This is a genomic window from Bradyrhizobium sp. Mp27 (genome assembly GCF_029953005.1).
GTDB lineage: Bacteria > Pseudomonadota > Alphaproteobacteria > Rhizobiales > Xanthobacteraceae > Bradyrhizobium > Bradyrhizobium barranii.
Map to the genome: position 1 here is coordinate 1 of NZ_JASAUS010000051.1, position 14,655 is coordinate 14,655.

A 14,655-nucleotide genomic window follows, 5' to 3' on the forward strand; every position below is an offset into this window, starting at 1 on the left:
CGTCAACGCATACAACGACAGAGCCGAGCCCTTCGTCTGGACCAAGAAAAAGGTCCGTCAACGCCGTTTCAAAGGCCGCCGTATCACTCAGCTCTGATTCCGGGTACTAGGTTGACGCCGCGGCGCCGGAACACGATATCTGCCCTGATCATGCGGACCGCCGCGCGAGCCACGATATGAACGGGCAGGATATGACCGCGCCAGACCAAAATCGCCCCACCACGCTATCCGACGGCGTCGTCGACTGGCTGACCAACGGCACGAGCGCCGAGCGCTTCATCGACAACATCTTTGCCGAGATGTGCATCCGCCTCCAGCAGGCGGGCATTCCGCTCAAGCGGTCGACGATGCATGTCCGGATCCAGCATCCGCAATGGCTCGGCGCCAGCTTTACGTGGTTGGATGGCATGCGCGAAGCGAAGATCTCGCGGGTCGACTTCGACGTGCTCGAGCGATCCGAGTTCATCGGCAGCCCTGTCAGCGAAATGCTGGACGGTGCGAGCGAACTCCGCGAGAACCTCGAAGGCGATCCGTCGCTCGGCCGCAGGCACGCGGTCTATGACGAGATGCGCGCGAAAGGTCTGACCGACTACGTCGCCTGGCCGCTCCACCACACACTCGGCAAGCGCCATCTCGTCACCTTCGCGACCGATCGCCCCGGCGGCTTCGACGACGCGCATCTCGTTGCGCTCAAGAACGTGCTGCCGGTGCTGGCGCTGGTCAGCGAGATCCGCGTCAAGAACCGCCTGGCGCGAACGCTGCTCGAGACCTATGTCGGCTCCCATGCCGGCGAGCTCATCCTGGCCGGGGCCACGCGGCGCGGCACCGGCACGACGGTGCGTGCCGCGATCATGATCTGCGACCTCCGTGACTTCACGAAGATCTCGGACAACTGGCCGCGCGACGACGTCATCGATCTTCTCAACGACTATTTCGACGCGATGTCGGAGCCGATCGCGCGGCACGGCGGCGAAATCCTGAAATTCATCGGCGACGGCCTGCTCGCGATTTTCCCGCTCAGCGAGCCCAGCGCCTGCGCAAACCTGCTGCGCGCCGTGACTGAAGCCCGGCAGGCCATGGCCGCGCTGAACGAACGGAACAACGGGACCGGCCGCGCGCCGCTGAACTACGGCATCGGCGTCCACGTCGGCGACGTCATGTACGGCAATATCGGATCGTCCAGCCGGCTGGACTTCACCGTCATCGGTCCCGCCGTCAACATGGCCTCTCGTCTCGAAGCCCTGACCAAGCAGCTCGGACGACCCGTGCTGCTCTCGCGCGCCTTCGCCGATCTGGTCGAACGGGAGTTCGAGCTCGAGCATGTCGGCAAATACGAGGTGCGCGGCTTCAGCGATCCGATCGAGCTGTTTGCGTTTCACGGCTGAGGCGGAATGCTCGACGTCGCCGGCCCGTTGAAATCTTGCTGACGCAAGATTGCCGATGACCCGCGCGCCGCCAATTGCGCGGCATGGCGGAGAAATCCAGATCATCATCGGCAACGCCAGCTTGCCATCGTCCTGCACACCCCGGCATCTCCGAACGACGGTCGCTATCTCCGCTCGTCATGGCCTCGATGGGCCGTGATTAGCGGTGCATGCGTGCGTCGCCGTGACGTCGATCCAGTTCCGGAATCGGGCGATCGCGCAAACGCGCAATTGTCGGGGTACGTCCCCTGCGCACGACGGAAGTCGTGCTTATGGGCAATATCGGACGCGTTGTTGAAAGATATGTTCGCGCAGGACGCTTAGGTTGGGTTCACTGGCGGCGTTGCGATTGGTGCCGCAAGATTTGGTCGAGGACAGTCGATGCGGCTGCCTCGATGCAACAGAAAAGGTGATCGACACATCGGACGCGACCACAAGAGGAGACACCAATGCCAAACTGTTCCCAAGTTTCTGGAAGTCGAACCGCTCGCTGTGCCGCGTGCGACGGCAAGTTTGGCCTGGTCCGCTACTACTCTTGGCGAAAGCCCCTTTGCTCGAAAAAGTGCGTCGAACGTTTGGCGACGCGCCGGCAGGGTGAGCGCGACTGGTTCGGTCGATTTCCGTCGGTTGTCGACATGTTTTCAGAAAACCGCGCGAGGCGCCTATGACCATGCAGATGTCACGACGAGGAAAGGAATATCTCGAGACGGCGCAGAGCCTGCTGCGCGCGGCCCGGACCATGACGGACACCGTGGTCGCGACCCGTCTCGAGATGCTGGCCAATGACTATCAGCGGCGCGCCGAAAAGGCATCAAGCGTCGATGCGGCGAGGTCATCGGCGCGTTCGGCCGGCACCCGATACGAATCGTACCCGTGATTGCGTTCAGTTTCCTCTCTTGCCACCCCGTGGAGCCGATATGGGCGAAATTGTTCGACTGGTCACAAGAGCCGAGCGCGAGCGTGAGCGTCTGATCCGGGAAGCACGCGCCATCTATGACGCCGTGTTTCCGCCGGCCGATCCCGACGGTGAGCGGCCCATCGAGCCGCGGCCGACCACTCGGGCGGCGACGCAGAGCCCGAGCACGTCGAAGGAGCTCTCGTGACATGATCAAGATCATTGCTGTGCTCTGCAGCCTCTCGTCGCCGACGGATTGCCACGAGCAGATCGTCACGACCTCGGATTTCGCTGACGTGACGATGCAGTCCTGTCTGATGGGAGCGCCGCAGCTCGCCGAATGGATGGCGCAGCATCCAGCCGAACGTCTCGCGGCGTGGCGCTGCTCGATCGGCAAGCAGGAGGCTCGCAGGGGAGCGTAGGGTGCGAGGAGCCCTGTTGCCAATGCAGGAATGTGCGAATACGTTGGTTGCAGGTCCGCCCAAACGTTCCGTCGACTGGCCGCGCGTTCATGCCAAAATTCCTTCGCATCGGAGTCCATCAGTCGAACGTATCGGGATACACGTCGAAGGCGTGGTGTGTCAGGCGCGTCGGCTCGGCGGTTTTCCTGAAGTGGGGCGGCGTGGAGGTCCAAGGCACCGGTGCCGGGCGCAAGGTCTACTGGACGCGCTCGCCGCAGGAGAAGACAGTTCGGTGCGGCACGGCGCAGCGTGCCCAGGATTACGCAAAGGCCGCGATCGCGCGGCGCCGCAGCCATCGCTATGAGCCGCTGGTCGGAGCTATCGCGCTCCGGCGCCGCTCCGTCGAGCGCGGCACCGATCTCAAGCGGGCGCTCGCCACCATCCTGATCGTCGATATCGTCGGCTCCACCGCCAAGGCCGCGAAGCTCGGCGATGCGCGCTGGACCAAGGTGATGGGCCATTATTACGCAGCCGTCCGCAAGGAGCTGAAGAGCTCGCGCGGAAAGGAAGTCGTGACGACGGGCGACGGCGTGCTGGCGACGTTCAAGGCGCCGGCTGCCGGGATCAGTTGCGCGACCGCGATCCAGAAGGCCGTGCGCACGCTGGGGCTAGAGATCAGGGTCGGCCTGCATGCGGGCGAGTACACGATCAGCGGCGGCGAAATGGTCGGTCTCGCCTTCCACATCGGCACCCGCGTCGCCGCGAAAGCGCGGGCCGGCGAAGTCCTGGTCTCGAGCGCGGTCAAGGATTTGCTGAAGGCACAATCGACCATCAGCTTCAGGGATCACGGCATGCACCAGCTCAAGGGTGTGCCGGAGCGGTGGAGGCTGTATCGGGTGGAGGCGTGAGGGGGCCCGCAAGTGCAGTTACAAGCTCGTCGCTCGCACCGTCGCGGCTGCGCCGCGCGGACACCAGGCCCTCGAGCTCGACGCGAACGCGGTCGACGACGCTGGCCCAGTCGCCTCTCTTCGGTTGCCGGAACAGCCTCATGGAGCGATACCACGGGCTGTCGTCTCGGTCGAGCAGCCAGCGCCAATCCGGGTTGAAAGGCAACATCGTCCAGACCGGAGCGCCAATCGCGCCGGCGAGGTGAACGACGCTGGTGTCGACCGAGATCACCAGATCGAGGCAACAAACCAGCGCCGCGGTGTCGCCGAAATCCGTGAGTTGTTCCGTCAGGTCGACGATGTCAGGACGTTCGATGAGGAAGGCCCGGTCCTGATCCCGGAGGCCTTTTTGCAGGCTGACGAACTGGACGTCGCAATCCAGGAGGGGAGCAAGCGTGCGCAGGGCCATCGATCGATTGTGATCGTTGGTGTGATCCGGGTTCCCCGACCAGGCAAGACCGACGCGGAGGCGATTGCGGGGGCCAAGTTGGTCTTCAAGCCGGTCTTCCCACGCCTTCACGCACGCGGCCGGAGGCGCAGGAAGGTAGGCTTGCGCGAACGGGATCGTTTCGAGCCGCGTCCCGAACGCCAGCGGCAGGCTTCCAAGCGGACAGTGCAGGTCGAACGACAGCGACGTCGCAGACGGGCGGCCGATACATTTTGCGACGCCGGGCACATCGGCCAGGAGCCGCTGGACCGGAGGCTGGACCTCTAGGATCACTTGAGCCCCGAGCGCGGCCACCATGGGCGCATAGCGCGCGAACTGGATTGTATCGCCCAATCCCTCGTCGGAATAGAGCAAGATGGTCTTGCCTTCGATCGATTGGTCGCCAAGCCAGAGGGGTTGGGAAAAACCGCGATCGACTGGAAAGAGTCTCCAGCGCGCTTCGCGCCCGGGCAAGCCTCGCTCGAAGTCTCCGGTCAGCATCTGAAGCTGCGCAAGGTTCCAGATCGTCCGCGCATCGTGCGGGTCGACCGCCAAGGATCTGTGAAAGGTCGCGAAAGCTTCATCCGGCAACTGCAGATTCAACAACACCACTGCCTTATTGGCGAGCGCTGCGGCAAAATCCGGACGAAGTTCGAGCGCGCGATCGATGCTCGCAAATGCCTGCTCCATTCGGCCCAATCTCGAATGAAGCAAGCCGAGGTTGCTGTGCGTCTCCGCCAGGCTGGAGTCCAGCGCAATGGACTTCTCGAAGTCGGCCTCCGCTTCCTCGAATTGCTTCGTCTCCAGCAGGCAAACGCCGCGCATTTGATAGAGAGCTGCGGAATTTGGATTCAGTTTCTCGACTACGTTGAAGGATTCCAGGGCCTCCGCGTACCGGCCGAGATCAAACAGCAGCATGCCGCAGTTGTTCGCCGCCTCCAGATATTGCGGATTCAGCTCCAGTGCCCGCTGGAAATGCAGTACAGCCTCGTCCGTACGCCCGAGTTGCCAGAGCTGATTGCCGAGCTGATTCGAGAGCAGCGCATCCTGTGTCTTGGGGGACGACGCTTTGCTCTGGTGTGACCGTGCTTCCGGCTGCCATGCCGAAACCAGGCCCTCGAGCTCGACGCGAACGCGGTCCACGACGCTGGCCCAGTCGCCAATCTCCGGTTGCCGGAACAGCCTCATGGATTGATACCACGGGCTGTCGTCGCGGTTGAGCAGCCAGCGCCAATCCGGGTTGAAGGGCAACAACGTCCAGACCGGAGCGCCCAGCGCGCCGGCGAGGTGAACGACGCTGGTGTCGACCGAGATCACCAGGTCAAGGCAACCAATCAATGCCGCCGTGTCGCTGAAATCCGTGATCTGATCCGTCAGGTCGACGATGTCAGGACGTTCTCCGAGGAAGGCCCGGTCCTGGTCGCGGGCGCCCTTTTGCAGGCTGACGAACTGGACGTCGCAATCCAGGAGAGGCGCAAGCGTGCGCAGCGCCATCGATCGATTGCGATCGTTGTTGTGATCCGGATTTCCCGACCAGACGAGACCGACGCGGAAGCGCTTGTGGGGGCCAAGCCGGTCTTCAAGCCGGTCTTCCCAGGCCTTCACGCACGCCGCCGGAGGCGCAGGAAGGTAGGCTTGCGCGAACGGGATCGTATCGAGCCGCGTCCCGAACGCTAGAGGCAGGCTTCCAAGCGGACAGTGCAGGTCGAACGACAGCGACGTCGCAGACGATTGGCCGATACACGTCGCGACGCCGGGCACATCGGCCAGCAGCCGCTGGATCGGAGGCTGGACTCCCAGGATGACCCGAGCCCCGAGCGCGGCCACCATGGGCACATAGCGCGCGAACTGAATCGAGTCGCCCAGTCCCTCGTCGCAATAAAGCAGGATGGTCTTGCCTTCGATCGGTTGGTTACCAAGCCAGAGGGACTGGGGAAGACCGCGATCGAGCAAGCCGAAAGAGGGAATTCGCCAACGCGCTTCGCGCCCGAGCCAGCCGCGTTCGAAGTCTCCGGTCAGAAGCTGAAGCGTCGCCAGATTGAAGGTCGCCGGCGCATGACTCGGATCGATCGCCAGGGACCTGTGAAAGGCCGCGAAGGCTTCATCGAGCGACAGCAGATTCAGCAGCACCAGCGCCTTGTTGGAAAGCGCCGCGGCAAAATCCGGTCGAAGTTCGAGCGCCCGATCGAAGCTCGCCAATGCCTGCGGGATGCGGCCATGCTTCCAGTGAAGCGAGCCGAGGTTGTTGTGCGTTTCCTCCTGGCTGGAGTCCAGCTCGATCGACTTCGCGTAGTCGGCCTCCGCTTCCTCGAGCCGGTTCAGCTCCCGGAGGCAGGCGCCGCGCTTCTGATACAGAGCTGCGGAATTCGGCTTCAGCGGCTCGGCGGCGTTGAAGGCTTCGAGAGCTTCCGCGTGCCGGCCGAGATCGAGCAGCAGCAGTGCGAGGTTCCAGATGGTGTCCGCATTGCCCGGGTCGACCGCCTGCGATTTGCGAAAGGCGGCGAGAGCCTCGTCCCGCAATTGCAGGCTCCACAACGCCCGCGCCTTTTCGTTGAGCGCTGCGGAAAAATTCGGACGAAGTTCGAGCGCGCGATCGATGCTCGCCAAGGCCCGCTCGAACCGGTAAAATTTCGCATGAAGCGTCCCGAGGTTCTTGTGCGTCTCCGCCTCGCCGGGGTTCAGCGCAATGGACCTCTCGAAGGCGGCCTGCGCTTCCTCGAACCGGCCCAGGCGTTGCAGGCAAAGGCCGCGCGTCTGATGCAGAGCCGCGACGTCAGGATTGAACTTAGCGAACAGGTCGAAGCATTCCAGGGCTTCGGCATACCGGCCGAGATCAAACAGCGATTTGCCCTGTTTCGCGGCCTCCAGATGCCGCGGCAAAAGTCGAGGTGCGACCGTCTTGGATTGTTGCTTGGCCGCGGCCCGACGCTCTTGACGATTCATAAGCTGACCAGAAAGGGAAAAGGAGACAGCGCAAAATTGCTGACTGATGCTCAGTCACGCGAAGGAGACGTCCATCGCACTTGCCTTCTCGTTCCGTCAGTTCGCGTTCAGCCGTGCCTGCGGGATTCACCGAGCGCGACCCTAGCGTCCCGTTGCGCCAGTTTCTGGTGCGAAGCTGGTGCGAAGCTGGCGCGGCGTGAGCGTTCCGTGCCTTCATTCATCAGGGCGCGGGGGGGGCTTGGCCCGTTCGCGTCTGTCCGACGGCGGTGAAAGCCGTTCTCTAGGTCGTTGCCTGCTCACCGAACGCCGCGTAGCGCTCGCGCAGGTCGATGCGCCGTCGCGCCGTAGCGGCCTCTGCGATCGCGAGCGTCACCAGCAGGCTTCGTGCGCCGTCCTCGACCGGTTGCAGCGATGGCGTCACGCCGCGCACCACGTCGCGGAAATGATCGAGCTGGGCGACGTAAGGATCGATCGACGCCGCATGATTGGCCTGTGCCTGGATCGGCCTGTTCCAGTCCTGCGCGCCGCCTTCCTGCGTCCATTGATCGAGACTTGGGAATTCGATCGCGCCGCGGCGGCCCATCAGGCGGTAGCTGCTCTGGCCGCTGAACGGAAACTCCGGCGCCTCGCCGAGACCTTGCTCCATCGTCCAGGGCGTCACCGCGCAGTCGCTGAGGAAGAACGTGCCGAGCGCGCCGTTCTCGAACTCGAGCAGCGCGGCGGCGGTATCCTCGACTGCGAAGCCGCGCTGCCGGTTCGCGGCGATGGCCTCCACGGCGACGATCTCGCCGACCGCGAAGCGCAGGAAGTCGATCTCGTGGATCAGATTGATCAGGATCGGCCCGCCACCGGCCTGCGACCGCCAGGTCGCGGCCTTGAAATAGTCGGCCGGCTTGTGCGTGGCCCAGATCGCCGAGACGCCGACGATATCGCCGATGCGGCCCTCGCCAAGCAGCGCCTTGAGCGCCTTCACCTGCCTATGATGGCGGCGGTGATGCCCGACCAGCGACCGGATGCCGGCCTTGCGGACCTCCGCGATCAGGCCGGCGACGGTCTCCAGCGTATCGGTGACCGGCTTTTCGATCAGGATATGGATGCCGGCCCGCGCGCATGCGATGCCGTTCTCGGCGTGGAGCTGATTGGGCGATGCGATGATCACGGCCTCGGGCCGCGCCTCGTCGAGCAGCTTCCGGTAATCCGCGAAGACGCGTGCGTCGGGCTGCTCGGCTGCGACCTGCTCGGCGTTGACGTCGGCGATGCCGGCGAGCTCGTAATCGCCATGCTCGGCCAGCTTGCGCAGATGCTTGCGCCCGATCAATCCTGCGCCGATCACGCCAATCCTGATTTTTGTCATCTCGTGCATTCCGTTGGGTTTAGGCCCAGCCGTGACAGTCGCGGCGTTTGGCGCCGCGGGCATGGCCTTCGAGCAAGTTCCTGGCCGCGTTGAACGCCGTGGCGATCCGCTCTCTCGCGTCGAGTGCCGGCAACGGCATCTCGACGCTGAGGGCGGTGACGGCGGGCAGCGCCTCCAGCAGTGCGCCGAGCGGCAGAGCGCCGTCGCCGGGCGGCAGCCGCCCCGCGCGCGCCTCGGCGATGATGGCCGTGTCCGTTGCCGGCGTTTCGGCGGCGGCATCGCAGAGTTGCGCGGCGCGAAGCCAATGGTCGGGAAGCGGGATCAGGTCGGCGGCGCGGCCGCCGGAGCGCGCCAGGTGCAACGCGTCGACCAGGATGGAGCCGTTGGTCTGGCCTGCGTCGCGGATGACCGCCGCGGCCTGCGCCAGGGTGCCGATCGCGCGCCAGCGCATGAATTCGAGGTCGACGCGCAGTCCGAACGACGCGGCGAGTTGGCAGAGCTCGGCGAAACGCGCGGTGAGCCGGGATCGATCCGGATCGTCGCCCGAAGCGATGATCGCTGTGGCGCCGAGATCGGCGCCGGCTTCGAGACAGCCTGCGAGCGAGGAGATGTCGATGCCGGGCTTGAGCTGGACCAGCTCGATGTCGCTGACCCGCACGCCTTCGTCGTCAAGCACGCGCTTCAGCGCTCGGTGGGCCTCGGTGCCGACCTGCGTCGGATAGGCCGGCCCGTCGCTGGTCGCTGGGATGAAGCGCAGCGCGACGCCGGCAAACCCGGCCCGCGCCGCCTCGGCAATCAGCGCTGTGGGTGCAAGCTCCAAGGCGGTGAGATGGGCAAGGCCGAGCGCGATCATGGCCTGCTCGCCTGGACAGGTAATCGCGGCAGTCGGGAGCTGGCGCGGCGATCGCCGATCAAGCGCATGTGTCTCCTCCCTCGTAATTAATCTACGGGTTAATTGCTAATTACCCAACGGGATAATTGATGTCAAGCGCCCGCGATTGCGCTATGGAGGGAGGGCGAGGCCGCGACCGGCCGCCGCGAAGGACCGAAGGGCCAGATGCCAGGTGTGAAGAAGCAGCCCGTCCGGGCGGCGAAGCCCGTGCCGATCAGGCGGCGCGACCGCGAGCGGACGCGGCAGGAGATCCTCGACATCGCCTTCGAGGAGTTCGCCGAGAACGGCTTGTCCGGCGGCAACACCGACGCCATCGCCGCCCGTGCCAACATCACCAAGCGGCTGATCTTCTACTATTTCAACTCGAAGGAAGAGCTGTTCACCGCGGTGCTGGAGATGGCCTATGCGGAGATGCGCGCCGCCGAGGAGGATCTTCATCTCGAGGCGCTGGAGCCGGAGGCCGCGATCCGCCGGCTTGCCGAGTTCACCTTCGATTTCCACCAGGCCCATCCGCAATTCGTCCGCCTCGTCAGCATCGAGAACATCCATCGCGGACGGCACATGGCCATCAGCCGCAGGCTCAAGGAGATGACGCAGCCGAGCATCAGCCAGATTGCCAAGGTGCTGGAGCGCGGTGCGGCCTGCGGCGCGATCCGGCCCGGCATCGATCCGGTCGAGCTGCACATGACGCTGAATGCGCTGAGCTTCTTCGCGGTCGCCAACCGTCACACGTTCGAGGCGCAATTCGCCTTCGACATGTCCTCGTCAAAGGCGAGGGCGCAGCGCCGCGCCGAGATCGCCGATCTGCTGTGGCGTTATGTGCGGGGCGATTGAACGGCGGCGGCGTGAAGACCTCGCGCGGCCGGAGCGGGCAGGGTCGCCCGGCGCGCCTTCAAAGCTCACGTCCAATCAAGCGGTCCGCCGAAAATCGCCCGCCGCCCCGAAACGACAAGTGCAGGGCAACGAGGCCCATCAGGAACGGGTACTCCATGCCGCGATCGATCCAGGTCCATTTGGGGTAATGGATCAGGCAGATCATCGCCATCTGCACGGCGACCATCGGCGCGACGAGGCGAGTGAACAGGCCCGCGGCGAGCATGATGGCCCCGATGGTTTCCAGCAGCATCACGAAATAGCCGAACGCCACCGGGGCCGGAAAATGCAATGAATTGGTGATGAAATTGATGGAGCTCGCGAACGGATTGGCCATGGCGCCGTGGGACTCGCCGAGCAGTTTCGGCAAGCCATGCGTGAACAGGATCAATCCGAAGGCAACGCGCAGAAACGCATAGGAAACGGGATTGGCGATCTCGTAGAAATTTCGCAAGCCAGGCAACAGCAGGGACGCGGGGCTGCGCCGCGGGGCCCCGCCCGTGATCGCATCGCTCATGGTCATGATCTCCAGACGATGCGGCTTCAGATAATGCCGCCATTGGCGCGCAGGATCTGGCCGTTGATCCAGCCACCGTCGGGCCCGACCAGGAACGAGATCGCGCGCGCGATGTCGTCGGGTTCGCCGAGACGATGCAGAGGCGTGCGGTCGATGATCGGCGAGATGTCGTGCTGGTTGGCGTTGTGGAACAGCTCGGTGTTGACAGGTCCCGGCGCGATCGCGTTGACCGTGATCCGCCTCACGCCCAGCTCCCTCGAGAGGATGTGGGTAATCGCCTCGATGCCGGCCTTGGTCGCGGCGTAAGCCGCATAGGTCGGCTGATAAAGCCCGACCACGCTCGTCGAGAAATTCACGATCCGCCCGCCCTCGCGCAGCCGCTTCGCCGCCTCACGCAGCGCATAGAAGGTGCCGGTGAGGTTGATCGCGATGGTCTGGTCCCACACCTCGTCGGTGGTCTGGGCCAATGGGGCGACCTTCATGATCCCGGCATTGTTGACGAGCACGTCGACGCCGCCGAACGCTGTCTCGGCCGCGTCGAACAGCGCGCGCACGTCAGCCAGCTTGCTGATGTCGGCCTTGACCGCAATCGCCGCTCCGCCGGCGGCCTTGATCTTCGCCACCAGCGCCTCGGCCGGCGCAGCGCCGCTCGCATAGTTGACGACGACCGCGAGGCCGTCCCGCGCCAGCCGCTCGGCGACCGCCGCGCCGATGCCCTTCGAGCTGCCAGTGACGATGGCTGTGCGTGGGTGCTGGGTGGTCATGGTGGGGTCTCCCTGTTTGATGGGGAGATAATAGGCGGGGAGGTTGGCTGGATAATCTCGCTAGAATTGGCTTCACTGTTCGGATGGGGCGAACAGTGAATGGTGCCGGTATCCGCCGCTGACGGCTTGGAGGCCCTTACCTTGGTATGAGGGAGGTCATCACCTCACCATCACCGCAGCCCCGTGCTTGTGGGCGCGTCACGCATCTTGCGGCGCGGCTGCACCGGCGGTCCGTCGCCGTGCCGGCAGGAAAAGCCCCGCAATCGCGCCACCTAACGACAGCATTGCGGCGAGGCGCATCGCCGCAGCAAATCCGCTCTCGAAATGCGCGGCCGAGTAGACCCCGCCGTTGGCCGAGAAGGTCGCCACCAGTGCAGCGATGCCGAACATGCCGCCGAGGAAGCGGCCCATGTTGAAGACGCCGGATGCCTTGCCCATTTCGGCCACCGCGACCGAGCTCAGGATCGCGTTCTGCGCTGCCGGCATCGCCATCGAGACGCCGACGCCGGCCAGCACCAGCGGCGCGACCAGAGCGGAGTAGGCAACCGCGGGGCTCACGATCTCCGCGATCCAGCCAAGGCCGATCGCCTGCATCAGCAATCCCGTTACCACCAGCGGCCGCTCGCCGAACCTGTTGACGACGGCGCCGGCGATCGGGGCGGTGACGAACAGCGTCGCAGTCCAGGGCAGCAGGCGAAGTCCGGCGCCGAAGGCGTCGAAGCCCAGCGTGGTCTGCAGGAACTGCGGCAGCAGGAACAAGACGCCATACATCGCGGCGTAGAACAGGACGCTTGCGGACATGCCGGAGGCGAGGGCGCGCGACGCAAACAGCCGCATCGGCACCATCGGCGCGGCCGCGCGCAATTCCCAGAGCACGAAGCCGGCGGTGAACACCAGGCCTGACATCAGCGTGCCCATGACTTCGGCGCTCGCCCACCGCACGGCGTTGCCGCGCAACAGGCTCCAGACCAGCGCGAGCGCCGCGAGGGCGACGAGCACCAGGCCGGGGATGTCCAGTGCGGCGGCCGGTCCGAAGCTTTCGCGCAAGCGTGCCAACACCAGGGTGATCACGATCAGGCCGATCGGCAGGTTGATCCAGAACACCCAGCGCCAGCCGAAATGTTCGGTGATGAAGCCGCCGATGGCCGGGCCTATGATCAGTGCGCAGCCGGTGATGCTGCTGAAAATGCCGAGCGCGCGGGCGCGCTCGTCGCGGCCGAACGTGCCGCTCAGGATCGCCATCGCCAGCGGCATCACCAGCGCGGCGCCGGCGCCCTGCAACGCGCGGGCGGCGATCAGCGCGGTGGCATTGCCGGCGAGCGCACAGGCCGCCGACGCAACGACGAACAGGGCGATCCCGGCCGCGAACATGCGGCGGCGACCGAAGCGGTCGCCGAGCGCGGCGCCGGTCAGGAGCAGCACGGCAAAGGTCAGGTTGAAGGCGTTGACGGTCCATTGCAGCGTCTCGACCGGGCTGCCGAATTCGGCGCGGATGGCCGCGAATGCCGTCGTAATGACCATGGCGTCCAGCGCCATCATGAAGGATGCCAGCGCGGTGACGCCAAGCACCCAGTTCTTCTCGGCGCGATTGGTCGGGGTCTGCATCGCCCTCACTCCGTGTGTCGAGCCACCCTGTCGCGGCGCGTTCTGCGGGCTAGACGAGGCCGGAGGGGCAAAGGATGCGCCCCGAAATATTTTTTTCCGGGCCGCATCCTTCGCCGGCCGCCAAACGTCCTTGGGGATGACGCGGCCATTGAGGCGAGCTTGATCCGGAAAGGCGGGCCACCGCTTGTCCGGGAAGGTCATGCCAAAATGGAAAGATGGAGCGCGATGAGCGAGCCAGGTCGCGAGATGAACAAGGAGCGTGCGATGAAAAGGACGTTGATCAGGTACAAGGCCAAGCCGGAGCAGGCCGACAGGAACGCCGAGCTGGTTTCGGCCGTATTTGCGGAATTGAAGGCGGCCGGGCCGGACGGCGTGCGCTATCTGACGCTGCGGCTGGAGGACGACACCTTCATCCATCTGGTCGAGGCTACGGCCGAGGACGGCTCGAGCCCGATCCCGAAACTGAGGGCGTTTCAGGCGTTCCAGGACGGCATACGCGACCGCTGCGCCGAGCCGCCGCTGGTTCGTGATGTGAGGATCGTCGGCAACTACCGTATGCTGGACGAGTCCTGACCAGGCGAGGCGGAGGAGCAATGGCGCCAGAGCCACTGGCCACCATCGATATCGAGGCGCTGCTGGCGCGGTTGCGGCCGAAGCTGCATCGCTACTGCGCGCGCATGGTCGGCTCGGTCATCGACGGTGAGGACGTGCTGCAGGATGCGCTGATCAAGGCGATGGGAGCGCTGCAATCGGTCACGCCCGTCGTCAATACGGAGGGCTGGCTGTTCCGCATTGCGCACAACACCGCGTTGGATTTCCTGCGCCGCCGCAACCGGCAAGAAGCGCTGCATTCGGCTGAGGAGGTGGAGATGATTGCCGACCAGCTCGATGATGTGGAAAGCCGCCAGATCGCTGCGACCAGTCTACGCACCTTCATGCGGCTGCCGGTGGCGCAGCGGTCCAGCGTAATCCTGATGGACGTGCTCGGCTGCTCGCTTGCCGAGGTCTGCGACATCATGGATTTCAGCCTGCCGGCGGTGAAGGCCGCGCTGCATCGTGGGCGCACGCAGCTGCGTGAGTTTGCCGAGGAGCCGGACGACGCGCCGCAGCCGGGCCTGTCGGAGGCCGACCGCACGCGGCTCAACGCCTATGTCGGTCATTTCAATGCCCGCGACTTCGACGCGATCCGCGCCATGATCGCCGATGACGTCAGGCTCGAGCTCGTCAACCGCACCAGGCTGAACGGCAAGGCCGAGGTGTCGAAATACTTCGGCAATTATTCGAAGATCAGCGACTGGCACCTGGTGACGGGACAGGTCGACGGACGTCCCGCGATCCTGGTGTTCGATCCGAACGAGCCGAGCGGGCGGCCGAAATATTTCATGCTGTTGAACTGGTCCGCCGACAAGCTCGCCACCATCAGGGATTTTCGTCACGCAGCCTACGTTATCGATGGTGCGGAGTGCGTGGTGGATGAAGGGTGAGTGGGCGTGGCCGGCAGCGTGGTCTGAGCTTCAGTTTCAATTGCCGCTGAGCGGAAAGGGGCACCGACTTGCCCGGTGGCCTCGCCGCTTGTTGGAGAACCCCGCTGGTGCTATTGGTCTCCACCACCT

At 64.9% G+C, this 14,655-nt stretch carries 14 protein-coding genes; 8 read left to right on the forward strand and 6 right to left on the reverse strand.

Annotated elements, in window-relative coordinates; genetic code table 11:
• Positions 1–191: 191 nt before the first annotated feature.
• From QJT78_RS24380 to QJT78_RS24400, 5 genes are all read left to right on the forward strand, one after another.
• Positions 192–1,385: an adenylate/guanylate cyclase domain-containing protein gene (locus tag QJT78_RS24380; RefSeq protein WP_028152542.1), complete on the forward strand. Its 1,194-nt coding sequence runs from the start codon at positions 192–194 to the stop codon at positions 1,383–1,385.
• Between the two features lie 703 nt (positions 1,386–2,088).
• A complete protein-coding gene (locus QJT78_RS24385) occupies positions 2,089–2,301 on the forward strand; it encodes a hypothetical protein (protein WP_028152543.1) in 213 nt (70 codons plus the stop codon).
• Positions 2,302–2,341: 40 nt separating this feature from the next.
• Positions 2,342–2,527 carry a hypothetical protein gene (locus QJT78_RS24390; RefSeq protein WP_028152544.1) on the forward strand — a complete coding sequence of 62 codons (186 nt, stop codon included), beginning with the start codon at positions 2,342–2,344 and terminating at the stop codon, positions 2,525–2,527.
• A 1-nt stretch (position 2,528) separates the two neighbouring features.
• The gene (locus tag QJT78_RS24395) at positions 2,529–2,741 is read left to right on the forward strand and encodes a hypothetical protein (RefSeq protein ID WP_014497603.1); all 213 of its coding nucleotides are present in this window, start codon (positions 2,529–2,531) and stop codon (positions 2,739–2,741) included.
• Between the two features lie 89 nt (positions 2,742–2,830).
• The gene (locus QJT78_RS24400; protein WP_038943508.1) at positions 2,831–3,628 is read left to right on the forward strand and encodes an adenylate/guanylate cyclase domain-containing protein; all 798 of its coding nucleotides are present in this window, start codon (positions 2,831–2,833) and stop codon (positions 3,626–3,628) included.
• Here the strand turns inward: QJT78_RS24400 and QJT78_RS24405 are convergent.
• The 3 genes from QJT78_RS24405 to QJT78_RS24415 all read right to left on the reverse strand — a co-directional run bounded on the left by QJT78_RS24405 (position 3,582) and on the right by QJT78_RS24415 (position 9,244).
• A complete protein-coding gene (locus QJT78_RS24405; protein ID WP_212480320.1) occupies positions 3,582–7,037 on the reverse strand; it encodes a tetratricopeptide repeat protein in 3,456 nt (1,151 codons plus the stop codon). The genes QJT78_RS24400 and QJT78_RS24405 overlap by 47 nt on opposite strands.
• 280 nt (positions 7,038–7,317) lie before the next feature.
• Positions 7,318–8,391, reverse strand: a complete 1,074-nt coding sequence (locus QJT78_RS24410; RefSeq protein WP_028152545.1) for a Gfo/Idh/MocA family oxidoreductase — start codon at positions 8,389–8,391, stop codon at positions 7,318–7,320.
• A gap of 19 nt (positions 8,392–8,410) precedes the next feature.
• On the reverse strand, positions 8,411–9,244 hold the full coding sequence (locus tag QJT78_RS24415; RefSeq protein ID WP_028152546.1) for a TIM barrel protein: 834 nt from the start codon (positions 9,242–9,244) through the stop codon (positions 8,411–8,413).
• A 204-nt stretch (positions 9,245–9,448) separates the two neighbouring features.
• Between QJT78_RS24415 and QJT78_RS24420 the strand changes: the two genes are divergently transcribed.
• Entirely contained in the window at positions 9,449–10,117 is a 669-nt protein-coding gene (locus tag QJT78_RS24420) for a TetR/AcrR family transcriptional regulator (protein ID WP_028152547.1), read from the forward strand.
• 58 nt (positions 10,118–10,175) lie between these two features.
• On the opposite strand, the gene QJT78_RS24425 is transcribed toward QJT78_RS24420, so the two are convergent.
• From QJT78_RS24425 to QJT78_RS24435, 3 genes are all read right to left on the reverse strand, one after another.
• Complete coding sequence (locus QJT78_RS24425; RefSeq protein ID WP_038943505.1) at positions 10,176–10,673, reverse strand: DoxX family protein; 498 nt, start codon at positions 10,671–10,673, stop codon at positions 10,176–10,178.
• Between the two features lie 26 nt (positions 10,674–10,699).
• Complete coding sequence (locus QJT78_RS24430; protein ID WP_028152549.1) at positions 10,700–11,437, reverse strand: SDR family oxidoreductase; 738 nt, start codon at positions 11,435–11,437, stop codon at positions 10,700–10,702.
• A 198-nt stretch (positions 11,438–11,635) separates the two neighbouring features.
• Positions 11,636–13,042 (reverse strand): DHA2 family efflux MFS transporter permease subunit, encoded by a 1,407-nt coding sequence (locus tag QJT78_RS24435; RefSeq protein ID WP_028152550.1) that lies wholly within the window; start codon positions 13,040–13,042, stop codon positions 11,636–11,638.
• Between the two features lie 264 nt (positions 13,043–13,306).
• Between QJT78_RS24435 and QJT78_RS24440 the strand changes: the two genes are divergently transcribed.
• Both QJT78_RS24440 and QJT78_RS24445 read left to right on the forward strand, forming a co-directional pair.
• Positions 13,307–13,615, forward strand: coding sequence for a hypothetical protein (locus tag QJT78_RS24440; protein WP_028152551.1), 309 nt, complete (start codon positions 13,307–13,309; stop codon positions 13,613–13,615).
• 20 nt (positions 13,616–13,635) lie between these two features.
• The gene (locus QJT78_RS24445) at positions 13,636–14,526 is read left to right on the forward strand and encodes a sigma-70 family RNA polymerase sigma factor (RefSeq protein WP_028152552.1); all 891 of its coding nucleotides are present in this window, start codon (positions 13,636–13,638) and stop codon (positions 14,524–14,526) included.
• The last annotated feature ends 129 nt before the right edge of the window (positions 14,527–14,655 follow it).

Coding starts and splice junctions, on each gene's coding strand:
- QJT78_RS24435 (WP_028152550.1), bottom strand. CDS start 13,042: ATGCAGACCCCGACCAATCGCGCCGAGAAGAACTGGGTGCTTGGCGTC.
- QJT78_RS24430 (WP_028152549.1), bottom strand. CDS start 11,437: ATGACCACCCAGCACCCACGCACAGCCATCGTCACTGGCAGCTCGAAG.
- QJT78_RS24385 (WP_028152543.1), top strand. CDS start 2,089: ATGACCATGCAGATGTCACGACGAGGAAAGGAATATCTCGAGACGGCG.
- QJT78_RS24380 (WP_028152542.1), top strand. CDS start 192: ATGACCGCGCCAGACCAAAATCGCCCCACCACGCTATCCGACGGCGTC.
- QJT78_RS24415 (WP_028152546.1), bottom strand. CDS start 9,244: ATGATCGCGCTCGGCCTTGCCCATCTCACCGCCTTGGAGCTTGCACCC.
- QJT78_RS24400 (WP_038943508.1), top strand. CDS start 2,831: ATGCCAAAATTCCTTCGCATCGGAGTCCATCAGTCGAACGTATCGGGA.
- QJT78_RS24440 (WP_028152551.1), top strand. CDS start 13,307: ATGAAAAGGACGTTGATCAGGTACAAGGCCAAGCCGGAGCAGGCCGAC.
- QJT78_RS24425 (WP_038943505.1), bottom strand. CDS start 10,673: ATGAGCGATGCGATCACGGGCGGGGCCCCGCGGCGCAGCCCCGCGTCC.
- QJT78_RS24410 (WP_028152545.1), bottom strand. CDS start 8,391: ATGACAAAAATCAGGATTGGCGTGATCGGCGCAGGATTGATCGGGCGC.
- QJT78_RS24395 (WP_014497603.1), top strand. CDS start 2,529: ATGATCAAGATCATTGCTGTGCTCTGCAGCCTCTCGTCGCCGACGGAT.
- QJT78_RS24445 (WP_028152552.1), top strand. CDS start 13,636: ATGGCGCCAGAGCCACTGGCCACCATCGATATCGAGGCGCTGCTGGCG.
- QJT78_RS24390 (WP_028152544.1), top strand. CDS start 2,342: ATGGGCGAAATTGTTCGACTGGTCACAAGAGCCGAGCGCGAGCGTGAG.
- QJT78_RS24420 (WP_028152547.1), top strand. CDS start 9,449: ATGCCAGGTGTGAAGAAGCAGCCCGTCCGGGCGGCGAAGCCCGTGCCG.
- QJT78_RS24405 (WP_212480320.1), bottom strand. CDS start 7,037: ATGAATCGTCAAGAGCGTCGGGCCGCGGCCAAGCAACAATCCAAGACG.